This window comes from Yoonia vestfoldensis SKA53, from assembly GCF_000152785.1.
GTDB classification, from domain to species: domain Bacteria; phylum Pseudomonadota; class Alphaproteobacteria; order Rhodobacterales; family Rhodobacteraceae; genus Yoonia; species Yoonia vestfoldensis_A.
This window is the reverse complement of the sequence record NZ_CH672414.1, coordinates 664,415-688,131: the sequence shown is the minus strand read 5'-3', so window position 1 is coordinate 688,131 and position 23,717 is coordinate 664,415. Positions and strand designations below refer to the sequence as shown.

The window sequence follows — 23,717 nt, the reverse complement described above, 5'->3', positions numbered from 1 at the left end:
CATGCCCTGTTGAAAGAACTATTCACGGTCTTTGGCCGGATCGGCCTGTTGTCTTTCGGCGGACCGGCCGCACAGATCGCGCTGATGCATCGCGAACTGGTGGACAAGCGCAGCTGGCTGACCGAGGCGCAATTTCTGCGCGCGTTGTCGTTCTGCATGTTGCTGCCCGGGCCAGAGGCGATGCAGCTGGCCACCTATGCCGGCTGGAAACGCGGTGGCGTGATCGGCGGGCTGGTCGGCGGCGGGTTGTTCGTACTGCCGGGGGCCATGGTAATTGCAGCACTGGCACTGCTTTATGGGGCTTACGGCAATCTGCCCGTCGTGCAGGCGCTGTTTTTGGGCGTCAAGGCGACGGTGATTGTCATCGTCATCGCGGCGCTGATCAAGATCGCGGGCCGCGCGCTGGTGTCGCGCGCGCATATGCTGATCGCGGGTGCAGCTTTTGTCGCGCTGTTTTTCTTCGCGGTGCCGTTTCCGGTTGTCGTGCTGATGGCAGGGATTGCGGGGGCGGTAATGCCGCATGACCGGACCACGACAGCACCGCCACCGGGCGGCTATCTGCGATCCGCCGGACGGGTGCTGCTGATCGGTGCTGCGTTATGGGCCGCACCTGTCGTGATCGTGGCGCTGTCGGGCAGCGCGTTCCTGCTGGATGTGGCGTCATTTTTCTCACTCATGGCGGTGGTCACATTCGGCGGGGCCTATGCCGTTCTGGCCTATATGACCCAAGAGGTCGTCTTTTCCTATGGCTGGTTGACGACGCCACAGATGATGGATGCGCTGGGGCTGGCCGAAACGACACCAGGGCCGCTGATCCTTGTGACGCAATTCGTGGCTATGGTGGCGGGGCTGGCGCAGGGTGGGACGGCCTTGGCGCTGGCGGCGGGGGCGTTGACGCTATGGGTGACATTCGTGCCCTGCTTCATCTGGATTTTCGCAGGCGCGCCACTGATCGACTGGCTGGATGGGCGCCCGCGCTTGCGCGCAGCCCTTGCGGGGATCACGGCGGCGGTCGTGGGGGTGATTGCAAACCTGTCTTTGTGGTTCGCGCTGCATGTGATGTTCAGCAGTGTGACGCGGCTGCAAAGCGGCGTGATCAGCATGGTCATTCCCGATCCGGCCAGCCTGCAACCGCTGGTGATTGGGCTGGCCGGATTGGCCGCGATCTTGCTGTTGCGCCAGAAATGGCCGCTAGCGCTGGTCCTGCCGCTGGTGGCGATCACGGCACTGGGGCTGACATTTGCCTTGGGCGGAGTTTGACTGCCTCTTTTCTTGGCCGCAGAATCCCGTATGCTGGTTAAGAACGACAGGAGTAGCGCCGTGCCAAATACCATTGATTATGGAAACCTGATGCACCGCGCCATGCGTGGCCTGATCCAGCAGGTGCTGGAAAACGTCGCCAAGACCGGTCTGCCCGGCAATCACCATTTCTTTGTCACCTTTGACACGATGCATCCTGATGTCGAAATCGCGGATTGGTTGTCCGACCGGTATCCGGGCGAAATGACCGTCGTGATCCAGCATTGGTTTGCCAATCTTGATGTCACCGACGAAGGTTTTACCATCACGCTGAATTTCGGGGATAATCCCGAAACGCTCTATATCCCTTATGACGCGATCAAGACTTTCGTCGATCCATCCGTCGAATTCGGCCTGCGGTTCGAAACACAGGACGAACCCACCGCAATCACAGAAGCGCCGATGCATGAAATGGCCGAACCCGACGATACCAAACCCGCCGCAAGGAAAGAGGCCGAGGTTGTCAGCCTCGACAAATTCCGCAAATAGGGTGACTTGCGCAGGGCGCGTCCGCTGCTAAAACCCTTTGGACCATTGAACCAAAGGATCAACCCATGACCGCGACCCGCATTGAGACCGACAGCTTTGGCCCGTTAGAGGTGCAGGCAGACCGCTATTGGGGCGCGCAGACGCAACGCTCGATCCTGAACTTTCCCATTGGCTGGGAAAAGCAGCCTGTCGCCATCGTGCGCGGCCTTGGCGTGATCAAACAGGCCTGTGCCATCGCCAACAAAGACCGTGGCGCGCTGGATAGCAAACTGGCCGATGCGATCATTGCCGCCGCGGCCGAGGTGGTCGCAGGCAAGCTGGACGATCATTTCCCGCTCGTCGTCTGGCAGACAGGCTCTGGCACCCAATCGAACATGAACGCCAACGAGGTGATCAGCAACCGCGCCATCGAAATGCTGGGCGGCGTGATCGGGTCCAAGACCCCTGTCCACCCCAATGACCACGTCAACATGGGCCAATCGTCCAATGACACCTTCCCAACGGCCATGCATATCGCCATCGCGACCACCGCGCGCGATGTGCTGCTGCCGGGCTTGGAAAAACTGCATGCCGCCTTGGCCGCCAAGCAAGAAGATTTCAACGACATCATCAAGATCGGCCGCACCCATACGATGGATGCAACGCCGCTGACCTTGGGGCAGGAATTTTCGGGCTATACCCATCAGGTCGCCATGGGCATCCGCCGGATCAAGGGCGCCCTGCCCGCGATCTATGAACTCGCCCAAGGCGGCACCGCCGTCGGCACGGGCCTGAACAGCCCTGTGGGTTGGGGCGAAACGGTGGCGGCGCATATGGCGCAAATCACTGGCCTGCCCTTTGTCACCGCGCCCAATAAATTCGAGGCACTGGCCGCCCATGACGCGCTGGTCGAAATGTCGGGGTCGCTGAAAACAGTGGCCGCCAGCCTGTACAAGATCGCCTGCGATATCCGCATGCTGGGGTCCGGCCCGCGCTGTGGCCTTGGCGAATTGATGCTGCCCGAGAATGAACCCGGATCATCCATCATGCCCGGCAAGGTCAACCCCACCCAGGTCGAGGCGATCACCCAGGTCTGCGCCCATGTCATGGGCAATGACGCCGCTGTCGGGTTTGCGGGGTCGCAGGGTCATTTCGAACTGAACGTGATGAAGCCGATGATGGCCTATAACGTCCTTCAATCCATGCAGTTGATCGGGGATGCCTGCGGTGCCTTTACCGACAATTGCGTTGTGGGTATTCAGGCCGACCGCACGCGGATCGAAAAACTGATGCGCGAATCGCTGATGCTGGTCACGGCATTGGCGCCGACCATCGGCTATGACAACGCGACCACCGTGGCGAAAACCGCGCATAAAAATGGCACTACCCTGAAAGAAGAGGCGATCAAGCTGGGCTTTGTGGACGAAGCAACATTCGACCGCGTCGTGCGCCCCGAAGACATGATCGGACCCAAGTGAAGCCGGTCAACCTCAACCAAGCCCGCAAGGAACGCGACCGTGCGGCGGCCAAGGCCAAGGCGGATGAAAACGCCATCCGCTTTGGCCGCACCAAGGCCGAACGTCTGCTGGATGCGGCCCGCGCGCAAAAGGCGCATGACCACCTGTCGCAGCTGAAATTCGAGGAAGACTAGGTGAACCACCGTCGCCCCGCGAAACATTCGCTGACCTTGCGGGGGCATCGCACCAGCGTGACGCTGGAAGATATTTTCTGGACCGCCTTTTGCGACATCGCGCGGCGTGATGCCAAGACGATCAACGGCTTAGCTGCCGAAATCGACGCAGAACGGGGTGATATCGGGCTGGCCTCGGCGATCAGGATCTATGTTCTGGAACGCAGCTTGGCGCAGGGTCAATCCTTGGCATAAAGCGCGCCACGCAGGCTGGACAGGCGCGCGATATCTTGGTGTTCGCTGTCATTCAGCGTCGCGGGTGTTATCCGCTTTTCGGGCAAGGTATCGCGCGATTGTTTCATTATATTCACTGAACCCATCCGGTATGCCGCTAAATCATCATTATTGGAAACAATGCATCAATCCCTTGGCGTGATCCGCAGCATGATTCCATCGCGCGCGCGCACCGTCAGATGCGCCGTAGGCACCGGCACCTGCCCCGCGACCGGCGCAAAGCGGAACCGGCCCACCAGTTGCGCCAGCAGCACGACACCTTCGATCATCGCGAAACCCGCGCCGCTGCACATCCGCGGACCGGCGGAAAACGGCAAGTAGCCATCGCGCTGCGCGGTCTTGGTCGCGCCATCCTGCCAGCGGGCGGGATCAAAGGCATCGGGCGCATCCCATATCCGTTCATGCCGGTGCAAATGCCACGGCGACAGCACGATCTGTGCGCCCGCAGGCACGCGGCGCGACCGGAATATCGTGGCCTTGGACGCCTGCCGCACCATCATCGGCACCGGCGGATACAGCCGCAGCGCCTCGCGGAACACATCGCGTGTGGCGGACAGCCGCGACAGATCGCTGAACACTGCATCGAATGTGGCAGCCTCTGCGGCGACTTTGTCTTGCCAGTCGGGATGGGTGGCCAGCAGATACAGCGCCCAAGCCAGTGCAGAGGCGCTGGTTTCATGCCCCGCCAGAAAAAAGATCGCCACCTGATCGACCATTTCGGCCTTGCTAAAGGTCTTGCCAGTTTCCGGGTCAGGGGTCGTCATGATCTTGGTCGCCAGATCGTCGGGCGCAGTTCCCGCAGCGATCTGGTCCAGCCGTGCCTGCGTCAGATCCGCGATCAGGCGGCGGATCGCGCGCGCCTGCCCCCGCACACCGGGGCGGAAAAACGCGGGCATCCAGCGCAGAAGGGGCAGAAAAGCGGCCAGATTCAGGATCGGCTGTGCCTGTTGATAGGCTTGGAACCGGTGATACACCTCGCCTGCGGTTTCATCCTCGATCGGCAGGGAAAACAGCGTGCGAAAGATCACGTCAGCAGCGATATGGCTGGCCGCCGCGTCAATCGCGCGGGGCGTGTCATCGGCCATGGCGGCAAACCGGCCGCAGCCCGCCTGCCCCGCGGCGACGATGCCGGGGAACGTGTCGCGCAGCCGCCCGCCTTCGAACGCGGGGTCGATGATGCGCCGCTGTGCGCGCCATTGCGCGCCATTGGTCAAAAACACGCTCTTGCCCAGCAAAGGGCGCAGACCCGCGCCGATCCGGTCGGATTTGGGATAGCTGTCGGGATTGTCTTTCAGCACCTCGCGCAGCAAGGCGGGATCATTGATCAGAAACGACCGAAAGAACGGCGTGCGGAATTCTGCCATCCATGCACGGTAAAGCCGCGCGGGTTGCGCCGACAGAATGTCCCGCCGGAACAGGCGCATATAGCGCCACAAGGATACCTTGTCAGGCCGCGCGACAGGTTTGGGCGGCAAGGTCATGGCAGCGCCATCGAGGTATATTTGGACGCCGCCACATCAATGCGCGAGGCCGATGGCGCGCGGTCACGAAACCTGTCCGCCAATGTCAGCGGGCCTGCGGTGATCTGGAAATAATCATAATCCTTGGGCCGGTCAAAAGCGCAAAGATATTGAAAATGCAGCCGGAAAAAACGCCAGCGCAGGGCTTTCCAGCGCGCCGGTGACAGGCTTTGGGTGAAAGCGGCCGAAATCACCAAAGGCCAGCGTTTGCCGGGCGGCGTGACACCGCTGACCGCAACCGGATCGCAAAGCGCGAAGCAACAGCCGTCACCCGGCGCGGTGACATCAACCCATGTCAGCGCATCCTGCGTCGCCAGATAGGCCAGATCGGCGCGCAGCTGTCTGGCCTGCGGCAGGAACGACACCATCGGCACGACCTGCCCCAGCGTCAGCAAGGCGAGACGTGGCCCGCCCGCAGGCACATGGCCCGCGCGGATCAGATCGGCCACCACGCTGATCGCCAGATGCGCACCAGAGGAATGACCAACCACCAGCACCTCGTCCACAGGGTCTTGGAGCGCGCGAGCGATCTGGCCGGTGAACTGCGCCAGCCGGTCGTCCAAGGCAGGCGGCGTGGCCCCCAGATGCTGCGCGCTGAAGGCGTAATCATGCATCAGGTAATGTGCGAACACCCGGTTGTCGCGCGCCTTGAACCAGCGCAGCAGGAACAGGGCGACACATGCCAGAACCCCCAGCCGGACCAGCCAGATCACATCTGTCGCAACAGCCCCACCGCCCCAACCAGCCGCGCCAAGGGCTGCACCCAGCCCCGCCTGCACCAGCCCGCCCAACCACCAGCCCGCCAACACTGCCAGCAGCAATTGCCCCAGCAGCATGCCCACGGGGTAGAACGCGGCGATGATCGGCCCCTTGCGCAGCCACATCAGCCGCCGCAGCGTGCCGGTGCCAAGATAGATCAACGCCGTCTGCACCAGTTGCAGATAGGTCGCGCCCACCGACTGCGCCATGCTGGCCCGCACGATATCGGCCCAGACCAGCACGTCGATTCGCGCCTGCACCGCCTGTCCAGCGATCCGTGCCTGCACGAACCAATGGAATATATCACCGGCACTGCCGCCTTGCACGGTGATGTCGTAGCCGCTGATATGCGCCTGCGTCGCACTCTCGCTACGGTAGAGTTCGCGGTATCGGCGCGGGTGGATCGGATCATAGCCCGGAATATGGAACACGCGGCGCAGGCTGACGGGTTTTAGGTCACTGGTCATCGCCTTGCCCTGATTATTGCAGAAGCAGTCTAGCCCACGCTGGCCAAAAATGGAAAGCGTTCCAGCAACCAAAAGCTGAACGCCGCGAACTGGCCGGTCAGCATCATCAACCCCACGGTCCATAATAAAAGGCCCGATGTCGCCTCGATCTGGCGCATATGGCGTTTCATCCAGCCCATGACGCCCTTGAGCCGCGGGAAAAACGCCGCGACCAGCAGAAACGGAATACCCAGACCCACCGCATAGGCCCCCAGCAGGACCGTGCCGCGCCCGACATCCGCCTCTGACGCGGCAAGGCTGAGGATCGCGCCCAGCACCGGCCCCAGACAGGGCGTCCAGCCAAAGGCAAAGGCCAGCCCCAAAAGATAGGCCCCAAAAGCCGACCCGCCCTTGTCGCCCGCATCAAGCCGCATTTCGCGGTCCAGAAAACCGATGCGGAACACGCCTACAAAATGCGCGCCCAGCACCATCACGACCAGCCCCGCGCCGATCACGAAATATTCCTGCACCCCGATCAGCATCCGCCCCATCGTGGAAAAGGCGATCCCGAGCAGCAGGAACACCGTAGACAGGCCCATCACGAAAAACAGCGCAGCGATGAATACGCGCCTGCGCGCGGTGCTGGCTTTTTCCATTTCAGTCACGGACACGCCGCCCATATAGGCCAGATAAGGCGGCACGACCGGCAACACACAGGGGCTGAGAAACGACAAGACCCCCGCCGCCAAGGCGACGATCATGGCAGGCAGCAAACCTGCGTCAAAGATCAATCCGGTGTCCAACATCACGACGTTCCTAGACCAGCAATCGCGCAGCGTCACGCCCTGTTGCGTCACATCTTGGTGGACAAAGTGAAACATCCCCCCCAGATTGCGGCCATGACATATGACGCTGAACTTGATGCGCGCGGGCTGCTGTGCCCGCTGCCTGTATTGAAGGCACGCAAGCGCCTTGGCGCGCTGGCCTCTGGCCAGGTATTGCGCATGACCGCCGATGACCCCGCCGCCATCGTCGATGTGCCGCATTTCTGCGCCGAGGCGGGGCATAAGATGCTGGACTGTCAGGATACGGACGGCGCGCAGGTCTATCTGATCCGCAAGGGCTGAGAGTTGAAGGGGCGCTGCCCCTCTCCCGGATTTCATCCGGGACAAGATGAGTATTTTTGGAAATAAGAAGTCGGCAAAGAAAAACGCCGCCCCGTGACAGGGCGGCGTTTTGTTTGTTGTCTTGTGGCCTGTTATTTTCCGAGTGACCACCAGCCTTTGCGGCGCGGTTTATCAGCAGCGGGTTCCGGCGCAGAGTCAGGCAGGGGCTGCGGTGTGGGGGCCGGTTCTGCTGCGGGCGCGCTATCGGTGGGGGCCTCGGCGACAGGGTCTGGCACCGCGGCAGGCGCGGGCTCGGTCGGTTTCGGCTTTGCACGGCTGCGGCGCTTGGCAGGGGCCGGCACATCTTCGGTCACGGCGATTTCGGCCGTGGCCACAGGCTCTGGGGCCGCATCCTGCGCGACAGCAGGTTTACGGCGACTGCGGATCCTTTTTGCCGGTGTCGCGTCTTGTGCAGGCTCCTGTGCCGCTTGGGCTGCGACGGGCGTGTCCATGACAGCTTCGGCAACAGTTTCTACCACCTCTTGCGGGGCGGCATCGGCGGATTTGCGGGTCCTTGTGCGGCGACGCTTGGGCTTGTCCTCGGTGGCAGAAGCAGTGGCGGGTTCGGACAGGGGCAAAGCCTCGTCCTCGGCATCTGACGGCTCTGCACCCTCGGCCTGCGGGGCATCGCCCGCGCCGGTCCGCCGCCGCCGCCGCCGCCGCCGCTTGCGCTTGGGCCGGTCTTCGCCGTCGGCCTCGGGGGCGTCGAGCACGGCGGCTGCGGCTTTGGGCGTAGGTGCGACTGCGTCTTCTTCGTCTTCATCGGGGGTTTCGATGATCAGATCGTCGTCTTCGTCATCGTCCATCAACAGCGCGCTGGCCACGATCGGTGCTGCTTCGGGGACAATGCGGGTTGCGGTCTTGAACTTTTCCACCACGAAATCGGGCGAGATCAGCACAGGGTCACATTCGACCCTAACAGACATGCCGTAACAGGCCTCGATCTCGGCGATGTTTTCGCGTTTGCCGTTCATCAGGAAATTGGCAATCGCGATGGGAGCACGAACCAGCACTTCTTTGCTGCGCGCGCGCACGCCCTCTTCTTCCAATTGGCGCAGGATCGACAGGGCCACGTTGTCATCAGAGCGCAACAGGCCGGTGCCATGGCAATGGCTGCACATTTGCGTCGTCGCCTCGAGCATGCCGGGGCGCAGGCGCTGGCGCGACATTTCCATCAGGCCAAAACCGGAAATCCGGCCGACCTGAATGCGCGCGCGGTCTGTTTTCAGCTTGTCCTTGAACCGTTTTTCGACGGCAGCATTGTTCTTGCGTTCGTCCATGTCGATGAAATCGATCACGATCAGACCGGCAAGGTCACGCAAGCGCAGTTGGCGCGCCACCTCGTCGGCGGCTTCAAGGTTGGTTTTCAGCGCGGTCTGTTCGATCGAGCCTTCCTTGGTCGCGCGGCCAGAGTTCACGTCGATGGCGACCAGCGCCTCGGTGATCCCGATCACGATATAGCCGCCAGAGGGTAATTGCACCGTGGGATTGAACATGCCCGCAAGATAGGTTTCGACCTGATAGCGCGCATAGATCGGCATTGGTTCGGCGTAGAATTTCACGTTTTTTGCATGCGACGGCATGATCATCCGCATGAAATCCTTGGCCGAGCGATAGCCCGCCTCGCCCGCGACGATGACCTCGTCGATATCTTTGGAATACAGATCGCGGATCGAGCGTTTGATCAGATCGCCTTCTTCGTAGATTCGCGCAGGCGCGATGGATTTCAGCGTCAGTTCGCGGATCTGTTCCCACATCCGTTGCAGATATTCGTAATCGCGCTTGATTTCCGCCTTGGTCCGCTGTGACCCGGCGGTGCGGATAATCAGACCCGCGCCATCAGGCACGGTCATTTCGCTGGCGATTTCCTTGAGTTTCTTGCGGTCCACCGCATTGGTGATCTTGCGGCTGATCCCGCCACCGCGTGCGGTATTGGGCATCAGCACGCAATAACGACCCGCCAGCGACAGATAGGTGGTCAGCGCCGCACCCTTGTTGCCGCGTTCTTCTTTGACGACCTGGATCAGCAGGATCTGACGGACCTTGATGACCTCTTGGATCTTGTAGCGGCGCGGGCGCGGTTTGCGCACCGGGCGCATGTCGTCAATATCGTCGGTTTCAGCGACGCTTTCGATGGCATCATCAGCCGTCGCATCGTCGATATCTTCGTCGGCAGCAGGGGTTTCGACCGGCGTTTCGCCGACCAGTTCCATCGGCGAGCTGCCTTCAAGATCGTCGTCCAGGTCAATCGTTTCCAGACCGACCGGATCATCGCCAGAGGTCACAACAGCATCGCTGCCCTCGACCGGGGCCGCGCGCGATTTGCTGCGCGTGCGACGGCGGGGTTGTTTGGGCGCGTCTTCTTCGTCTTCCTCGGCCTTGAGGCTTTCGGCATAGGCGCGTTCTTCGGCCATCAGCGCCTCGCGGTCGGCGACCGGGATCTGATAGTAATCGGGATGGATTTCCGCGAACGCAAGAAAGCCATGCCGGTTTCCGCCGTAATCGACGAAAGCGGCCTGCAGCGATGGTTCGACGCGTGTTACCTTTGCAAGGTAGATGTTACCCGCCAGCTGGCGTTTGAATTGGCTTTCAAAATCAAATTCTTCGACCTTGTTGCCGTCCACCACCACCACGCGGGTTTCCTCCGCATGGGTGGCATCGATTAGCATTTTCTTTGGCATTTTGTCCATTCGCACATGGCGCGGCAGGCCCCCCAGGGGGTGCGGCCGTCCGCGTGATGTGTCTGATTGTGGCGTGCGTCGCGCGGGCAGATGCCGGGCCCCTCGGGGCCGTCATGGTCTTGCCTGTATGTTGCGCGCGTTGCATCGCGGTTCTTCTCCGACCCCGGAAATGGTCCGAGGCCCGTTCAAGGCCCGGTCGGCGCTTTTGGGCGCGCGGCGCAGGGCGTTTTTCTGACCCCAAGGGATCAAATCAGCCGCCACAAAGAGGATGAAACCAGCTTTGGGCAGAGAATCTCGATCGGGCATCACCGCGCAACCAAAGCACGAGCACCCGTAATGAATACATAATGGAGATTTGCCCCCCTGCACAAGTGGCTTGCTGCACGGGGGCTCAAATGGCGGTTAGCGGGGCGAGAGGCAGCTTGCGGGGCTAGAGATAGTCCGACCGTTGCAGGCTGTATTTGGCCATCTTTTCGTTCAAGGTCCGGCGTGGCAGACACAATTCATCCATCACCGCAACGATAGACCCGCGATGCCGGCGCATCGTGTTGTCGATCAGCATCCGTTCGAAGGCTTCGACAAATTCTTTCAGCGGTTTGCCTTCGGTCGTCATGGCGGATTGGGAATCTTCAGTCTCGGTCATCAAAAGCGACGCGATAGAGCCGCTGCCGCGCCGGTTTTGCAACACGGCACGTTCGGCCACGTTGATCAGTTGGCGCACATTGCCCGGCCATGGGGCCTGCAACAATTGCGCGGCTTCCTGCGCGCTGACTTGCGGTGCGTCACAGCCATATTCATCGGCGAATTGTTCCCCCAGACGGGTGAACAGGGTCAAAATATCCTCGCCACGCTGGCGCAGCGGCGGCACGGTGATCCGTAGCGCGGCCAGCCGATAGAACAGATCAGGGCGCAGCACGCTTTCGCAGGTCTTGTCCTGTTCTTGCAGATTGCAGATCGCCACGATGCGGGTTTCTGCAGGCGTGCCCTGATCATTGATCGCGGTCAAAAGCCGCGACTGCAAGGCATGGCTGAGAGTTTCGATATCTTCCAGCACCAGCGTACCGCCACGCGCTTCTTCAATCGCGGGGATCGGTTCGTCGTCATGCCCAGGCCCAAAGATGATCCGCGTCAGCGTGTCCTCATCATAGGCCGAACAGCTGAGCAGCACGAATTTACGGTTGGCGCGCGCACCGACCGCATGCAGCGCATGGGCAATCAGCGTCTTGCCAGTGCCGGTTTCACCTTCGATCAGCACATGGCCGTCCGCCTGCCCCAGATCAAGAATATCCTCTTTCAGCCGTTCCATGCTGGGCGACTGGCCGATCAGTTTTTTCATCAGCAAGCTGCCGTCGGACAATTCACGCCGCAGCGCGCGGTTGTCCAGCGTCAGGCGGCGGGCGTTGGCGGCCTTTTTGGCCAGTTCGGTCATCCGGTCGGGGTTGAACGGCTTTTCCAGAAAATCGAAGGCCCCGATCCGCATCGCCTCGACCGCCATCGGCACATCGCCGTGACCGGTGATCATGATCACCGGCAAGGTGCTGTCCACGCCTTTGAGCTTTCTGAGAAACTGCATCCCGTCCATGCCGGGCATCTTGATGTCGCTGACCACGATACCGGGGTAATCGCTGCCAAGGCCCTTGAGCGCGTCTTCGGCGCTGGCAAAGGTTTCGGTGTCAAAGCCCGATAGGGCCAGCCATTGGCTGATCGACTGGCGCATGTCCTTTTCGTCGTCGACGATTGCGATCTTCATGGCTTTGCTCATCTTGTCTTCCTATTCTGCCGCAGCCTGGCCCAGCATATAGGCCGGCAGCTGGACTTCAAATATCGCCCCGCCATCCGCTGCATTGCGCGCGGTCAAGCGGCCACCAAGGTCGTTGACGATCCCCGAAGAGATGGCAAGCCCCAAGCCCACCCCGTCGCCGGGCTGTTTGGTGGTATAGAACGGTTCAAACAATTCATCGAGGTTTTCGATCCCTTCGCCGTTGTCGCGGATTTGCAGGCTGACGGTATCGCCGACCGCCAAAAGGATCTCGATTGTGGGGTTGTCGGATGTCTTGGTCGCATCCAGCGCATTGCGCAACAGGTTGATGATCACCTGTTCCAGCCGCAGCCTGTCGCCCATGATCATCACAGGTTCGGTGGGCAGGGTGCGGACGATATTGACCGAGCGCGTTTTCAACTGCGGCTCCATCATCGCCAGCGCCGTTGAAACGGCAGCGCGTGTATCCACCGGCTCGAACGCGTCAGACCCCTTGCGTGCATAGGATTTCAACTGCCGCGTAATCGCGCCCATCCGTTCCAGCAGATCGTCGATCCGCTGGAACGACGACAGCGCTTCGTCCGGTCTTTGACGTTGCAGCAACAGCCGCGCGCCCGCCAGATAGGTTTTCATCGCCGCCAGTGGCTGGTTCAATTCATGGCTGACCGCCGCCGACATCTCGCCCAAAGCCGCCAGTTTCGATGATTGCGCGATGGTCTGTTCGGCCACTTGCAGCGTTTTCTCTACCCTTTCGCGTTCGGCGATTTCCCGCTGTAAACGGCGGTTCAATGCGCGCAGTTCCGCCGATTCCCGCTGGAACAGCACCAGCCGCGATGCGGTCTGGCGCGACATGACCCAGAAACTGACCGCCAGAATGATCGCAAAGCCCATCACCTGCAGCGCAAGGATGCCATTCACCTTTTCACGCACCGAATCGTAGGTGGTGAAATTGACAATCTGCCAACCTTGATGCGGCACACGGGCTTCGCGGCGCAGCACCGCCTCGCCGCGCAAATAGGCCTCGGCGGGGGCCATGGCCCAGCTTTGCGTGGCACGCAACGCGCGCTCGATCGCCGATGATGCCGGTTGGCGCGCCAGCGCATCGCGTTCCTGCAAACCGCGCCACAAAGGTTCGGTGGACATGATGATCTTGCCTTGGGCATCGGTGACGAACACCGCATCCGTCACACCGGCCCAGCCACGTTCCATGCGGCCAACATCAACCTCGACCATGATCGTGCCCAACACCTGCCCGTTGGATTCGATCTTGCGCGAAAAGATGAACGCATAAGCGCCGGTATCCATCCGAAAGGTCGAATAGACCGTCCGGTTACTGCGCAAGGCATCGACGAAATACGGCCTGTCGCTGTGATTGACGCCCAGCTCGTTGCGGTTCGTTGCCGCCACCGCGCGCCCCTCGCTGTCCAGCAAGGTCAGCGCCGCCGCCCCGATTTCATCAACAAAGGACATCAACCGCGCGGTCGAGCGTGAATAATCCTGGCTGTTCAGCGCGCTGATCAGTTCGGGATCACGCGCCAAAAGCTGCGGCACGACCGAATTGCGCTGCAGCTCGCTCATCAGATTTGCGCTGTAAAGCGCAAGGCGCAATTCCGACCGGTTGCTGATCGTCTCGGTATAACGCTGGGTCGTCAATTCATTGGTGACATACATGACGCTGGCCGCGAACAGCGTGAACAGGCCCAATGCGATCCGCCGATACCAGCGGCGCGCAGCCCGTTTCGACCCTTGTGGCACGGTGTCATTCATCGCCAGAGTTTACGCCGCGCGCTGCGGCGCGGCAACTCTCAAAGCTCAGGCCGCGACGACCTGCGCAACCAGTTCGCGGAAAAGCGCCTGCCCGTCTGTGCCGCCATGCCCCACATCCACCGCACGTTCAGGATGCGGCATCATCCCCAGCACACGGCGGTTGTCAGACACCAGCCCCGCGATACCCTCAACCGATCCGTTCAACGGCTGCGCATAGCGAAACGCGATCCTGTCATCGCCCTGCAACCGCGCCAGCATGTCAGGATCAACAGTGTAATTGCCATCGTGATGCGCCACCGGCAGCCGGATCGCCTGACCCGCCTGATAGCCGGCGGTGAATGCAGTGTCAGAGGTTTGTACAATCAAATCAACAGTCTTGCAGATGAACTTCAGGCCTGAATTGCGCATCAATGCCCCCGGCAACAATCCGGTTTCGGCCAACACTTGAAACCCGTTGCACACCCCAAGCACATAGCCGCCACGACCCGCATGGGCCACCACGGCGCGACAAATCGGCGATTGCGCGGCAATCGCCCCGCAGCGCAGGTAATCACCAAAGGAAAACCCGCCCGGAATAGCGACCAGATCAACACCATCAGGCAGGCTGGCATCCTTGTGCCAGACCATGGTCACATCAGCACCAGCCGCACGCAGGGCGACAGCCATGTCGCGGTCACAATTCGATCCGGGGAAAACGACAACAGCGGCGCGCATTTACAGCACCTCGATCCGGTAGCTTTCGATCACGGTATTGGCCAACAGCTTGTCACACATCTGCGCAATCACAGCCTCATCCGTGCCATCGGCCAGATCAAGCTCGATCAGCTTGCCCTGCCGCACCCCCTGCACCCCGTCAAAGCCAAGACTGCCGAGCGCATGGCGCACCGCCTCGCCCTGCGGGTCCAGAACGCCGGTCTTTAACATCACATAAACACGCGCCTTCATGGCCTTGCCTCGCTTTGTTTCAAATACTCAAAAATCAACGTCAGTTGATCAGGGTCGGCTTGGGCCGATGCGTGACATTGGACGGCATCACGCCAAGGCGCTTTGCAACCTCGGTATAGGCATCGGTCAGATTGCCCAGATCGCGGCGGAACACATCCTTGTCCAGCTTCTGGCCGGTTTCGATATCCCACAACCGGCAGCTGTCAGGGCTGATCTCGTCAGCCAGCAACAGACGGGGAAATTCATTATCCCAGACGCGGCCAACCTCGATCTTGAAATCCACCAGCTTGATCCCGACGCCATACATCACACCCGACATCCAGTCGTTCACCCGCAACGCAAGGCTGACGATATCATCCATGTCCTGCTGGCTGGCCCAACCAAAGGCGATGATATATTCCTCAGGAACCAAAGGATCACCCAGCGCGTCATCCTTATAGGAAAACTCGACAATCGGTCGCGGCAGCTGGGTGCCTTCTTCGATTCCCAAGCGCTTGGCCATCGACCCTGCAGCGACATTGCGCACGATGATTTCCAGCGGGATAATCTCGACCTGCCGGATCAGCTGTTCGCGCATGTTCAGGCGGCGGATGAAATGCGTGGGAATCCCGATCTGGCCAAGACCTGTCATGAAAAATTCGCTCAGGCGGTTGTTCAGCACACCCTTGCCTTCGATTACCGCGCGCTTTTCAGCATTGAATGCGGTGGCATCATCCTTGAAATATTGCACCAACGTTCCCGGTTCGGGGCCTTCATAAAGGATCTTTGCTTTGCCTTCGTATATTTTCTTGCGGCGCGCCATGCTGACCCCTTACCCCTTTCGCGCCCGTGCAAGGCGCTGACATGATCGCCTCTTAGTGCAAGCACCCCTTGCGGGCAAGCACCTGTGCAGCCATATCTGATCCAACCGTTCCAGCAAAACGAGGTTTGCCCCATGTCCACCTTCGACGATCGCCAGCAGGCCTTCGAGGCCAAATTCGCCCATGACGCGCAAATGCAGTTCAAGGCCGAGGCACGGCGCAACAAGCTCTTGGGTCTTTGGGCCGCCGCGTTGCTGGGCAAGACCGGCGAGGATGCGGCTGCCTATGCCATCGACGTCGTCAAATCCGATCTTGAAGAAACCGGCGAAGAAGACGTGTTTCGCAAATTGTCGGGCGATCTGGGCGATCTTGCCGATGCCGCAACGATCCGCGCCAAAATGGCCGCGCTGATGGCCGAGGCCAAGGCGCAGCTGATGACCGAACTTTGACCCGAAAAGACCCTGCCATGACCAATGCCTTGTCCAAGCTTCTTGAAACCCGCGACTGGCTGATGGCCGATGGCGCAACCGGCACCAACCTGTTCAACATGGGCCTGATGTCGGGCGACGCGCCCGAGATGTGGAACATCGACGAACCCGCAAAAATCCGCGCGCTTTATAAAGGCGCAGCCGATGCGGGCAGTGATATTTTCCTGACCAATTCTTTCGGTGGCAATGCCTCTCGGATGAAATTGCATGGCGCCGAAGGTCAGGTGCATGAGCTTAACAAGGTCGCAGCCGCCCTTGGCCGCGACATTGCCGATGCGTCGGGGCGCACCATCGTGGTTGCAGGATCGGTCGGCCCGACCGGCGAAATCATGTCCCCGATGGGCACCTTGACCCACGAACGCGCGGTGGAAATGTTCCACGAACAGGCCGAAGGGTTGAAGGCAGGCGGCGCGGATGTGCTCTGGGTCGAAACCATCTCTGCCGCCGAAGAATTCGCCGCCGCGGCCGAAGCCTTTGCGCTGGCAGGCATGCCCTGGTGCGGCACGATGAGCTTTGACACTGCAGGTCGCACGATGATGGGCCTGACATCCGCCGACATGGTCAAAAAGGTCGGCAAACTTGCGCATCAACCGCTGGCCTTTGGTGCCAATTGCGGCACTGGCGCGTCGGATCTTTTGCGCACGGTGCTGGGCTTTGCCGCCGCTGGCCCGACCCTGCCGCTGATCGCTAAGGGCAATGCGGGCATTCCCAAATACCACGACGGCCATATCCATTACGACGGTACACCCGAATTGATGGCCGATTACGCGGTGCTGGCGCGCGACAGCGGGGCCACGATCATCGGCGGCTGCTGCGGCACGACGCCAGATCATCTGCGCGCCATGCGTCACGCCTTGGAGACCCGCCCAAAAGGCACAGCGCCAACATTGGACGCAATCACCGCGGCATTGGGCGGCTTCTCCTCTGCCTCTGACGGCACCGATGGCGCAGGGCCTGAGGCCGCCCCCCGCCGTGGCCGCCGCGCCAAACGCGACTAGGCCCATCTTGCGGGCGCGGTGAATTGTTGCACAATTCACCGCGACCATTGCCAAAGGCATAAAAGGTATCCAATCACCGCCGGATTGCAAAGCGCGCCGCCCCAGGGCCGTGCGAACAGGGCGTCAGATCATTGGTCATGGCGCTTGCGCTAACAAAAGCAGAATACCAACACGCCCGCGTCGGTCCCGCGACGGTGAATGTCGCAATTCATCGGGTGGCGGCGCGCAATTCGGCGCACTACAGTGACAACGACTTTCATGAGGGTTCCCATGTCCGACCAAGACGACGAAATCATCCTGTCCGAACTGAGCGACGAAGATCTTGTCGCGCAGATGTACGACGATCTGTACGACGGTATGAAAGAAGAGATCGAGGAAGGCGTGAACATCCTCATCGCCCGTGGCTGGACCCCTTACCGCGTGCTGACAGAGGCGCTGGTTGGTGGCATGACCATCGTGGGCCATGATTTCCGCGACGGTATCTTGTTTGTGCCAGAGGTGCTGCTGGCTGCCAATGCGATGAAAGGCGGCATGTTCATCCTCAAGCCCCTGCTGATCGCGACAGGCGCACCGCGCGTCGGCAAGATGGTGATCGGCACCGTCAAGGGCGACATCCATGACATCGGCAAGAACCTTGTCGGGATGATGATGGAAGGGGCCGGTTTCGAGGTGATCGACCTTGGCATCAACAATTCGGTCGAATCCTATATGGGTGCGCTCGAATCCGAACAGCCTGATATTCTGGGCATGTCCGCCCTGCTGACCACGACCATGCCCTATATGAAGGTCGTGATCGACACGCTGGTCGAAAAGGGTGTGCGCGACGATTACATCGTGCTGGTCGGCGGTGCCCCCCTGAACGAGGAATTCGGCCGCGCCATCGGCGCCGACGCCTATTGCCGCGATGCAGCCGTGGCGGTGGAAACCGCCAAAACGCTGGTCGCGCGCAAGCACAATCAGGGTGCCGTTCACGCGTGACCCTTTATTCGGGCGGCACCCGGTCTTACCTATGATCTATAGGAGAACCATTATGCCGCTTGAAAAACTTGCCATTATCCTTGCCGCCGTGATCGCGGCCTCTGGTGTGACCATCGCATTGGGGGCTTGGGTTGCGGGGGCGGCTGGCCTTGCGCCGATGCTGGGCCTTGCCGTCATCAGCATTGCCGTGCTGCTGGCCAGCGTGCTGTTGCGCCGCCACCGTGATCAGTGACGCAGAGCTAAGCCATGACGGGCTGCCGCCCGCCGGACAGGGCCAGATCCTGCTGATCGCCTGCGGTGCGCTGGCGCGTGAAATCCTTGCGCTGAAAGCTGCCAACAGCTGGGCGCATATGGACCTGCATTGCCTGCCCGCGATCCTGCACAACCACCCCGACAGGATCATCCCCGCCCTGCGCGCGGCTGTGGCGAAACATGGCGCGGATTATCACGATATCTTTGTGGTCTATGCCGATTGCGGCACCGGCGGGCTGTTGCAGGCCGCCTGCGACGACATGGGCCTGCGGATGGTTGCGGGGCCGCATTGCTATGCGTTCTTTGAAGGTGTCGATGCCTTTGCCGCCCGCGACGAGATGACCGCCTTTTACCTGACCGATTTTCTGGTCCGGCAATTCGATGCCTTCGTCTGGGAACCTTTGGGCCTGCACAAGCACCCTGCCCTGCGCGACATGTATTTCGGAAATTACGAAAAACTGGTCTATCAGGCGCAAACCGATGATGCCGCCCTGACCGAAAAGGCGCAGGATTGCGCCGCGCGGCTGGGTCTGGCGTTCGAGAGGCGTTTTACCGGCTACGGCGATCTGGCCACGACATTGGCCAGCGTTACAGCGCCGCCGCCGCCGTCTGCCTGATCCTGTCCACCATGGCGCGCAAACCGTTGGACCGTTGCGCCGACAGATGATCGTTCAACCCCAACCGGCCCAATGCAGCAGATGCGTCGATCTTGACCACCTCGGACACAGGCTGGTCGTCATAAAGCGTGCGCAACACCGCGATCAGCCCGCGCACGATCATCGCATCGCTTTCACCACGGAAAGTGAACACATCATCCTTGATCTGGGGGACCAGCCAGACCTGACTGGCGCAGCCGTCTACCTTGGTCGCAGGCACGCGCAAGGCATCCTCCAACGGGTCCATCGCGCGGCCCATGTCGATAACATGGCGATAGCGGTCTTCCCAATCGTCAAGGAATTCAAATGTCGCGACAAGCTCTTCAAAGGCGGCATTGGTCATATCTGGGTTCCTTCAGTCTCGCCTGATCTAGCCTAAAGCGGGACGGTGACCACCTTTTGGCCTTTGACCGCCAGCCCGACCTTGCCTTCGCACAGCTGCAAGGCCACGTCGCCGAACACTTCGCGCCGCCAGCCGTTCAGGGCCGACACATCACGCATCCCCGCAGCCATGGCATCCAGATCGGCAGACGACGCGATCAGCTTGGGCGCAACGCCCGCATCATCGGTCACCGCTTTCAGCAGCACGCGCAGCATATCGGCCAGCGCCGGATTGACCTGCAACTTGGCACGGCTCAGGTCCGGTTCGGGCAAATCGCCAGGTTTGGCAGCCAGCCCGGCCTTGATACTGGCCAGGATACCATCGGCAATCTCGCCTTTGCGGGCCTCGCGCAACAACAGGCGTGACCGGTTCAAATCGTTTTCATTCAATGGCTTGGTCGAGGCAAGTTCAACCAGAGCATCATCTTTATACACACGGCTGCGCGGGATGTCGCGGGTCTGCGCATAGGTTTCACGAAACCGCGCCAATTCGCGCACGATGGCCAGAAACCGGCCTGAAGTGGTGCGCGTCTTGACCCGCATCCACGCCTCGTCAGGGTTGGATTGATAGGTGGCGGGATCGTTCAGCACCGCCATTTCCTCGGCCACCCATTTCGTGCGGCCCGATTTGGCCAGCCGGTTGGCAAGATATTCGTAAACATCGCGCAGATGCGTGACATCGGCCAGCGCATATTCGGCCTGCGCATCGGTCAGCGGGCGGCGCGACCAGTCGGTAAAGCGGGACGATTTGTCCACCTCGGCCTTGGCGATCTTGCGCACCAATGTCTCATACCCGGCCTGTTCACCGAACCCGCAAACCATCGCCGCAACCTGCGTGTCGAACAAGGGCGCGGGGATCACACCGGCATCGACGTGGAAAATCTCCAGATCCTGACGGGCGGCATGGAACACCTTGACGACACCGGGATCGCGGAACAGGTCATAAAGCGGGTCAAGCGATATGCCCTCTGCCAGCGGATCAACCAGCACAGCATCTTCGCCTGCCGCATCGCGATAGGCCATCTGCACAAGGCAAAGCTTGGAATAATAGGTTCGTTCGCGCAAAAATTCGGTGTCGACGGTGACATAGGCGCGCTTGGCGGCTTGGGTGCAAAATGCGGCAAGGTCGGCGGTCGTGGAAATAATCTTCATGCAATGTCCGTCGGTTTGTTGCACCCTTGATAGGGCATCGGATCGGCAATGAAAAGATCAGCCACCCAGCATGACCGGACGGAGATCACCTGCCGCAAACCGGCGCAGAACAGCAGGATAAAGCGCATGTTCCAGCGGCAAAAGCCGCGCGGCCAGCGTCTCGGGCGTATCACCGGGCAACACAGGCATCCGCGCCTGCCCCAGCACCGGCCCGTCATCCAGTGCAGCGGTGACTTCATGCACGCTACAGCCGTGATGGGTGTCGCCTGCTTCCAGCGCGCGGGCATGGGTGTGCAAGCCGCGATATTTCGGCAAAAGTGACGGATGGATATTCAGGATGCGCCCTTCCCATTGACGGATAAACTCCGCCCCCAGAATGCGCATGAAACCGGCAAGGCAGATGATATCGGGGCGCACCTCCAGCAAGACCGCGTGCAATGCCGCCTCGAACGCGGCACGGTCCTTGGCATAGGCGCGGTGATCCACGACAGCATGCGGCACGCCAAGCCCTGCCGCCTTGGCAAGCCCGCCTGCCGCCGGATCATTGGCCAACACCAGCACGGGACGCGCAGCATGATCGGCGGTCATGGAATTGACGAGCGAGACCATATTGGACCCGCCGCCAGAAATCAGGATAGCAACCCGTTTGGTCACACAAGCGCGCCTGTGTACCGGATGCCCGCGCCCTCGGTGACAGTGCCGATACGATGCACCGTCTCGCCCGCCGCAGCCAACACCGCAGCCAACGCCTCGGCGCGGCCAGCATCGACAACCAGTACCATGCCGATGCCGGCATTGAAGGTTTTCAGCAATTCGGCCTGCGCCATCCCGCCGGTCTGCACCAGCCAGCCAAAGACAGGCGGCAAAGCCCACGACCCCAGATCAATATCCGCCCCCAGATCATCGGGCAAAACGCGCGGCAGGTTCTCGGTCAGCCCGCCGCCGGTGATATGCGCCAGCGCATGCACGCCCCCTGCCCGCACGGCGGCCAACGCGGATTGCACATAAAGCCGGGTGGGGGTCAAAAGCACCTCGCCCAAGGACCCGTCTGCAAAAGGCGCATCATCCGCCCAACCCAGCCCCGACAGATCAACAATGCGGCGCACCAGCGAATAGCCGTTGGAATGCACGCCATCTGACGCCAACCCCAGCAGCACATCGCCTGCCACCACATCGCGCGGCAAATCGGCCCCGCGTTCCATCGCGCCCACGGCAAAACCGGCCAGATCGAAATCGCCCTTGTGATACATGCCCGGCATTTCCGCCGTCTCGCCGCCGATCAAGGCACAGCCAGAGGCCTCGCAACCCGCCGCGATCCCGTTGATGATCCGCGTCGCCTGATCCAGTTCCAGCTTGCCGGTGGCGAAATAGTCCAAAAAGAACAAAGGTTCTGCACCCTGACACACCAGATCATTGACGCACATCGCAACCAGATCAATCCCGATCGTATCCACATGGCCGGTATCAATGGCAATGCGCAGCTTGGTGCCGACACCATCGGTTGCGGCCACCAGCACCGGATCGACAAACCCCGCCGCTTTCAGATCAAACAGCGCACCGAACCCGCCCAGCCCGGACATCACGCCCGACCGCGCCGTGCGCTTGGCCGCCGGCTTGATCCGTTCCACCAAAGAATTGCCCGCGTCGATATCGACCCCCGCATCCGCATAAGTCAGGCCGTTTTTACTCATCTGGGGTACCCCTTTGTCTGGTTGACCTGCGGTTAGCGCAAGCCTGCGCCCCGCGCAACGCCCTCGCATGCATCTTCCGAGCATAAATATCCCCGCCGGAGGCATAAAAGTTCTTTTCGACCGCGCCGAATGCGAAACGCTTGACCATCGGCACAGCGCCGATTAACCCGATCACCGGGGGCCTGTAGCTCAATTGGTCAGAGCAGAGCGCTCATAACGCTTTGGTTGCGGGTTCAAGTCCTGCCGGGCCTACCAATCTGCTTTGGGGTGACCCCCGTGGCAGCCACCCCCAAATGACCCGACCCAGCCCCCGTTCCGCCAGGGCCAGTTGCTGCGGTGATCCCTACACCCCCATAGCGATGCACGTGCTCTGCACAACTTGGCACCATAGGGTCCGGGCGCCGGGGCATTTTCGATCCCCTCGCCGCGCCGTGCAGATTTCAGCATCCGGCTTTTCAGGGCTTTTCACGCTGACAGCACGTGCTAGGCAAAGATCGTGGCAATCTGGGCGCCATCAATGATGCGCCATTGGCCGGGCATCAGGTCGTCGGGCAGAACCAGCCCGCCCAAGGCGTCGCGGTGCAAGGCGGTGACGTGATTGCCGGTGGCGGCAAACATCCGGCGCACCTGATGATAGCGCCCTTCGGTCACGGTCAACACCGCCTCTGTCGGGGAAATCACCCGCAGCTCGGCAGGTGCCAATGGCTTGTCCTCGCCCTGCAACACCAGATCACCGGCGGCGAAAATCGCGGCCTCGTTGCCCTCCAGCGGCCGTGCCAGCGTGGCGCGATAGGTTTTCTTGATATGCTGTTTGGGGCTGATGATCCGGTGCAAGAGCGGGCCATCATCAGTCAGCAACAACAGGCCCGATGTCTGTTTATCCAGCCGTCCCACGGTGGAAATCACCGGTTGCCGGCGTTTCCAGCGATCGGGCAGAATGTCGTAAACCAGCGGCCCGTCTTCTTTATGCGAACAGGTCATGCCCAGCGGTTTGTGCAACAAGATGACCATGCCCGCCAAAGGGTCCAACGGTTCGCGGCTGACAACCATGCGCGCGGGCAGATCGGGGGTAACGGCGATACGGGTGGTGGCATCCCAGATGCGTGCATCGTCCAGCGTGATCCAGCCCGATTTCGCCATACGCGCGATGTCGCCACGCGACCCATAGCCCAATGATCCAAGCAATTGGTCAATCCGTGCCGTGGCCGTTTTTGTCATTATGTCCAGACCCTTAAAAACCGCCGCAAGCATAGACGATCGTAACACGACCACAGATACCGGCGCGCAGGACACCTAACGCCCGCAGCGCGCTGCCACAAGCCGCCAAGGCCGCGCGGCCGGCGCATCTGGCGCGGATTTCACCGTCATCGGCAAAGCCCCGCCTCGGATGCCATATTTTCGGTATACAAAGGCATACAGCCCTTTCTGCAACGGTCATTTTGCGCTATGAAAGCGCCAGAATCCCAGAAAAAAGCGGAGCAAAGACATGACCAAGATCAAGGTAGAAAGCCCTGTCGTCGAACTCGACGGCGATGAAATGACCCGGATCATCTGGGATTTCATCAAGAAAAAACTGATCCTGCCCTA

26 protein-coding genes and 1 tRNA gene are annotated in these 23,717 nt (G+C 60.9%); 12 read left to right on the top strand and 15 right to left on the bottom strand.

The genetic code is table 11. The annotated features are described in order from the left end of the window. The first annotated feature begins 9 nt into the window (after positions 1-9). The 5 genes from chrA to SKA53_RS03420 all read left to right on the top strand — a co-directional run bounded on the left by chrA (position 10) and on the right by SKA53_RS03420 (position 3,652). Positions 10-1,260 carry a chromate efflux transporter gene (gene chrA / locus SKA53_RS03435; RefSeq protein WP_007204658.1) on the top strand — a complete coding sequence of 417 codons (1,251 nt, stop codon included), beginning with the start codon at positions 10-12 and terminating at the stop codon, positions 1,258-1,260. Positions 1,261-1,320: 60 nt separating this feature from the next. Beyond that, on the top strand, positions 1,321-1,788 hold the full coding sequence (locus SKA53_RS03430; protein ID WP_110549002.1) for an SspB family protein: 468 nt from the start codon (positions 1,321-1,323) through the stop codon (positions 1,786-1,788). 65 nt (positions 1,789-1,853) lie between these two features. After that, on the top strand, positions 1,854-3,245 hold the full coding sequence (fumC, locus tag SKA53_RS03425; protein ID WP_007204656.1) for a class II fumarate hydratase: 1,392 nt from the start codon (positions 1,854-1,856) through the stop codon (positions 3,243-3,245). After that, positions 3,242-3,418 carry a DUF4169 family protein gene (locus SKA53_RS15115; protein WP_007204655.1) on the top strand — a complete coding sequence of 59 codons (177 nt, stop codon included), beginning with the start codon at positions 3,242-3,244 and terminating at the stop codon, positions 3,416-3,418. Before fumC ends, SKA53_RS15115 begins: the two co-directional genes overlap by 4 nt. Next, positions 3,419-3,652 (top strand): ribbon-helix-helix domain-containing protein, encoded by a 234-nt coding sequence (locus SKA53_RS03420; RefSeq protein ID WP_007204654.1) that lies wholly within the window; start codon positions 3,419-3,421, stop codon positions 3,650-3,652. Here SKA53_RS03420 and SKA53_RS15770 read toward each other — a convergent pair. From SKA53_RS15770 to SKA53_RS03405, 4 genes are read right to left on the bottom strand one after another with little or no spacing between them, the layout of a single operon-like run. Next, complete coding sequence (locus SKA53_RS15770) at positions 3,637-3,759, bottom strand: hypothetical protein (protein WP_007204653.1); 123 nt, start codon at positions 3,757-3,759, stop codon at positions 3,637-3,639. The genes SKA53_RS03420 and SKA53_RS15770 overlap by 16 nt on opposite strands. A gap of 57 nt (positions 3,760-3,816) precedes the next feature. After that, entirely contained in the window at positions 3,817-5,172 is a 1,356-nt protein-coding gene (locus SKA53_RS03415) for a cytochrome P450 (RefSeq protein WP_007204652.1), read from the bottom strand. Continuing rightward, positions 5,169-6,437, bottom strand: coding sequence for a hypothetical protein (locus SKA53_RS03410; protein WP_007204651.1), 1,269 nt, complete (start codon positions 6,435-6,437; stop codon positions 5,169-5,171). The genes SKA53_RS03415 and SKA53_RS03410 overlap by 4 nt, the downstream gene beginning before the upstream one ends. Before the next feature lie 29 nt (positions 6,438-6,466). Beyond that, a complete protein-coding gene (locus SKA53_RS03405; RefSeq protein WP_040483099.1) occupies positions 6,467-7,222 on the bottom strand; it encodes a cytochrome c biogenesis CcdA family protein in 756 nt (251 codons plus the stop codon). 93 nt (positions 7,223-7,315) lie between these two features. Here SKA53_RS03405 and SKA53_RS03400 point away from each other — a divergent pair, with 93 nt between their 5' ends. Further along, on the top strand, positions 7,316-7,543 hold the full coding sequence (locus tag SKA53_RS03400; protein WP_007204649.1) for a sulfurtransferase TusA family protein: 228 nt from the start codon (positions 7,316-7,318) through the stop codon (positions 7,541-7,543). Between the two features lie 131 nt (positions 7,544-7,674). On the opposite strand, the gene SKA53_RS03395 is transcribed toward SKA53_RS03400, so the two are convergent. From SKA53_RS03395 to purC, 6 genes are all read right to left on the bottom strand, one after another. Continuing rightward, on the bottom strand, positions 7,675-10,263 hold the full coding sequence (locus tag SKA53_RS03395) for an Rne/Rng family ribonuclease (protein ID WP_040483098.1): 2,589 nt from the start codon (positions 10,261-10,263) through the stop codon (positions 7,675-7,677). Positions 10,264-10,693: 430 nt separating this feature from the next. Continuing rightward, positions 10,694-12,025 carry a sigma-54-dependent transcriptional regulator gene (locus SKA53_RS03390; protein ID WP_007204647.1) on the bottom strand — a complete coding sequence of 444 codons (1,332 nt, stop codon included), beginning with the start codon at positions 12,023-12,025 and terminating at the stop codon, positions 10,694-10,696. Positions 12,026-12,034: 9 nt separating this feature from the next. Beyond that, positions 12,035-13,789: a sensor histidine kinase gene (locus tag SKA53_RS03385; protein ID WP_007204646.1), complete on the bottom strand. Its 1,755-nt coding sequence runs from the start codon at positions 13,787-13,789 to the stop codon at positions 12,035-12,037. A gap of 45 nt (positions 13,790-13,834) precedes the next feature. Further along, entirely contained in the window at positions 13,835-14,503 is a 669-nt protein-coding gene (gene purQ, locus SKA53_RS03380; protein ID WP_007204645.1) for a phosphoribosylformylglycinamidine synthase subunit PurQ, read from the bottom strand. Next, the gene (gene purS / locus SKA53_RS03375; protein ID WP_007204644.1) at positions 14,504-14,734 is read right to left on the bottom strand and encodes a phosphoribosylformylglycinamidine synthase subunit PurS; all 231 of its coding nucleotides are present in this window, start codon (positions 14,732-14,734) and stop codon (positions 14,504-14,506) included. A gap of 40 nt (positions 14,735-14,774) precedes the next feature. Continuing rightward, on the bottom strand, positions 14,775-15,536 hold the full coding sequence (gene purC, locus SKA53_RS03370; protein WP_007204643.1) for a phosphoribosylaminoimidazolesuccinocarboxamide synthase: 762 nt from the start codon (positions 15,534-15,536) through the stop codon (positions 14,775-14,777). A 132-nt stretch (positions 15,537-15,668) separates the two neighbouring features. Between purC and SKA53_RS03365 the strand changes: the two genes are divergently transcribed. The 5 genes from SKA53_RS03365 to SKA53_RS03345 all read left to right on the top strand — a co-directional run bounded on the left by SKA53_RS03365 (position 15,669) and on the right by SKA53_RS03345 (position 18,867). Further along, positions 15,669-15,983 (top strand): DUF1476 domain-containing protein, encoded by a 315-nt coding sequence (locus tag SKA53_RS03365; RefSeq protein ID WP_007204642.1) that lies wholly within the window; start codon positions 15,669-15,671, stop codon positions 15,981-15,983. A gap of 17 nt (positions 15,984-16,000) precedes the next feature. Beyond that, entirely contained in the window at positions 16,001-17,020 is a 1,020-nt protein-coding gene (bmt, locus tag SKA53_RS03360; RefSeq protein ID WP_007204641.1) for a betaine--homocysteine S-methyltransferase, read from the top strand. Between the two features lie 270 nt (positions 17,021-17,290). Further along, positions 17,291-17,998: a corrinoid protein gene (locus SKA53_RS03355; protein WP_007204640.1), complete on the top strand. Its 708-nt coding sequence runs from the start codon at positions 17,291-17,293 to the stop codon at positions 17,996-17,998. Between the two features lie 52 nt (positions 17,999-18,050). Next, the gene (locus tag SKA53_RS03350; RefSeq protein ID WP_007204639.1) at positions 18,051-18,230 is read left to right on the top strand and encodes a hypothetical protein; all 180 of its coding nucleotides are present in this window, start codon (positions 18,051-18,053) and stop codon (positions 18,228-18,230) included. After that, positions 18,220-18,867, top strand: a complete 648-nt coding sequence (locus tag SKA53_RS03345; protein WP_007204638.1) for a DUF1638 domain-containing protein — start codon at positions 18,220-18,222, stop codon at positions 18,865-18,867. Before SKA53_RS03350 ends, SKA53_RS03345 begins: the two co-directional genes overlap by 11 nt. Here the strand turns inward: SKA53_RS03345 and SKA53_RS03340 are convergent. Genes SKA53_RS03340 through purM form a run of 4 tightly spaced genes read right to left on the bottom strand, consistent with a single transcriptional unit; the run spans position 18,839 to position 22,130 of the window. Continuing rightward, positions 18,839-19,249 carry a SufE family protein gene (locus SKA53_RS03340; RefSeq protein ID WP_007204637.1) on the bottom strand — a complete coding sequence of 137 codons (411 nt, stop codon included), beginning with the start codon at positions 19,247-19,249 and terminating at the stop codon, positions 18,839-18,841. The genes SKA53_RS03345 and SKA53_RS03340 overlap by 29 nt on opposite strands. A 32-nt stretch (positions 19,250-19,281) precedes the next feature. Further along, positions 19,282-20,439 (bottom strand): ribonuclease D, encoded by a 1,158-nt coding sequence (gene rnd / locus SKA53_RS03335; RefSeq protein ID WP_007204636.1) that lies wholly within the window; start codon positions 20,437-20,439, stop codon positions 19,282-19,284. Between the two features lie 57 nt (positions 20,440-20,496). Beyond that, positions 20,497-21,093, bottom strand: coding sequence for a phosphoribosylglycinamide formyltransferase (gene purN, locus SKA53_RS03330; protein WP_040482776.1), 597 nt, complete (start codon positions 21,091-21,093; stop codon positions 20,497-20,499). After that, positions 21,090-22,130: a phosphoribosylformylglycinamidine cyclo-ligase gene (gene purM, locus SKA53_RS03325; protein WP_007204634.1), complete on the bottom strand. Its 1,041-nt coding sequence runs from the start codon at positions 22,128-22,130 to the stop codon at positions 21,090-21,092. The genes purN and purM overlap by 4 nt, the downstream gene beginning before the upstream one ends. A 178-nt stretch (positions 22,131-22,308) precedes the next feature. Here purM and SKA53_RS03320 point away from each other — a divergent pair. Next, positions 22,309-22,385: transfer RNA gene (locus SKA53_RS03320), tRNA-Ile, on the top strand. Positions 22,386-22,613: 228 nt separating this feature from the next. Here the strand turns inward: SKA53_RS03320 and SKA53_RS03315 are convergent. Next, a complete protein-coding gene (locus SKA53_RS03315; RefSeq protein WP_007204633.1) occupies positions 22,614-23,348 on the bottom strand; it encodes a 16S rRNA pseudouridine(516) synthase in 735 nt (244 codons plus the stop codon). Between the last annotated feature and the right edge of the window lie 369 nt (positions 23,349-23,717).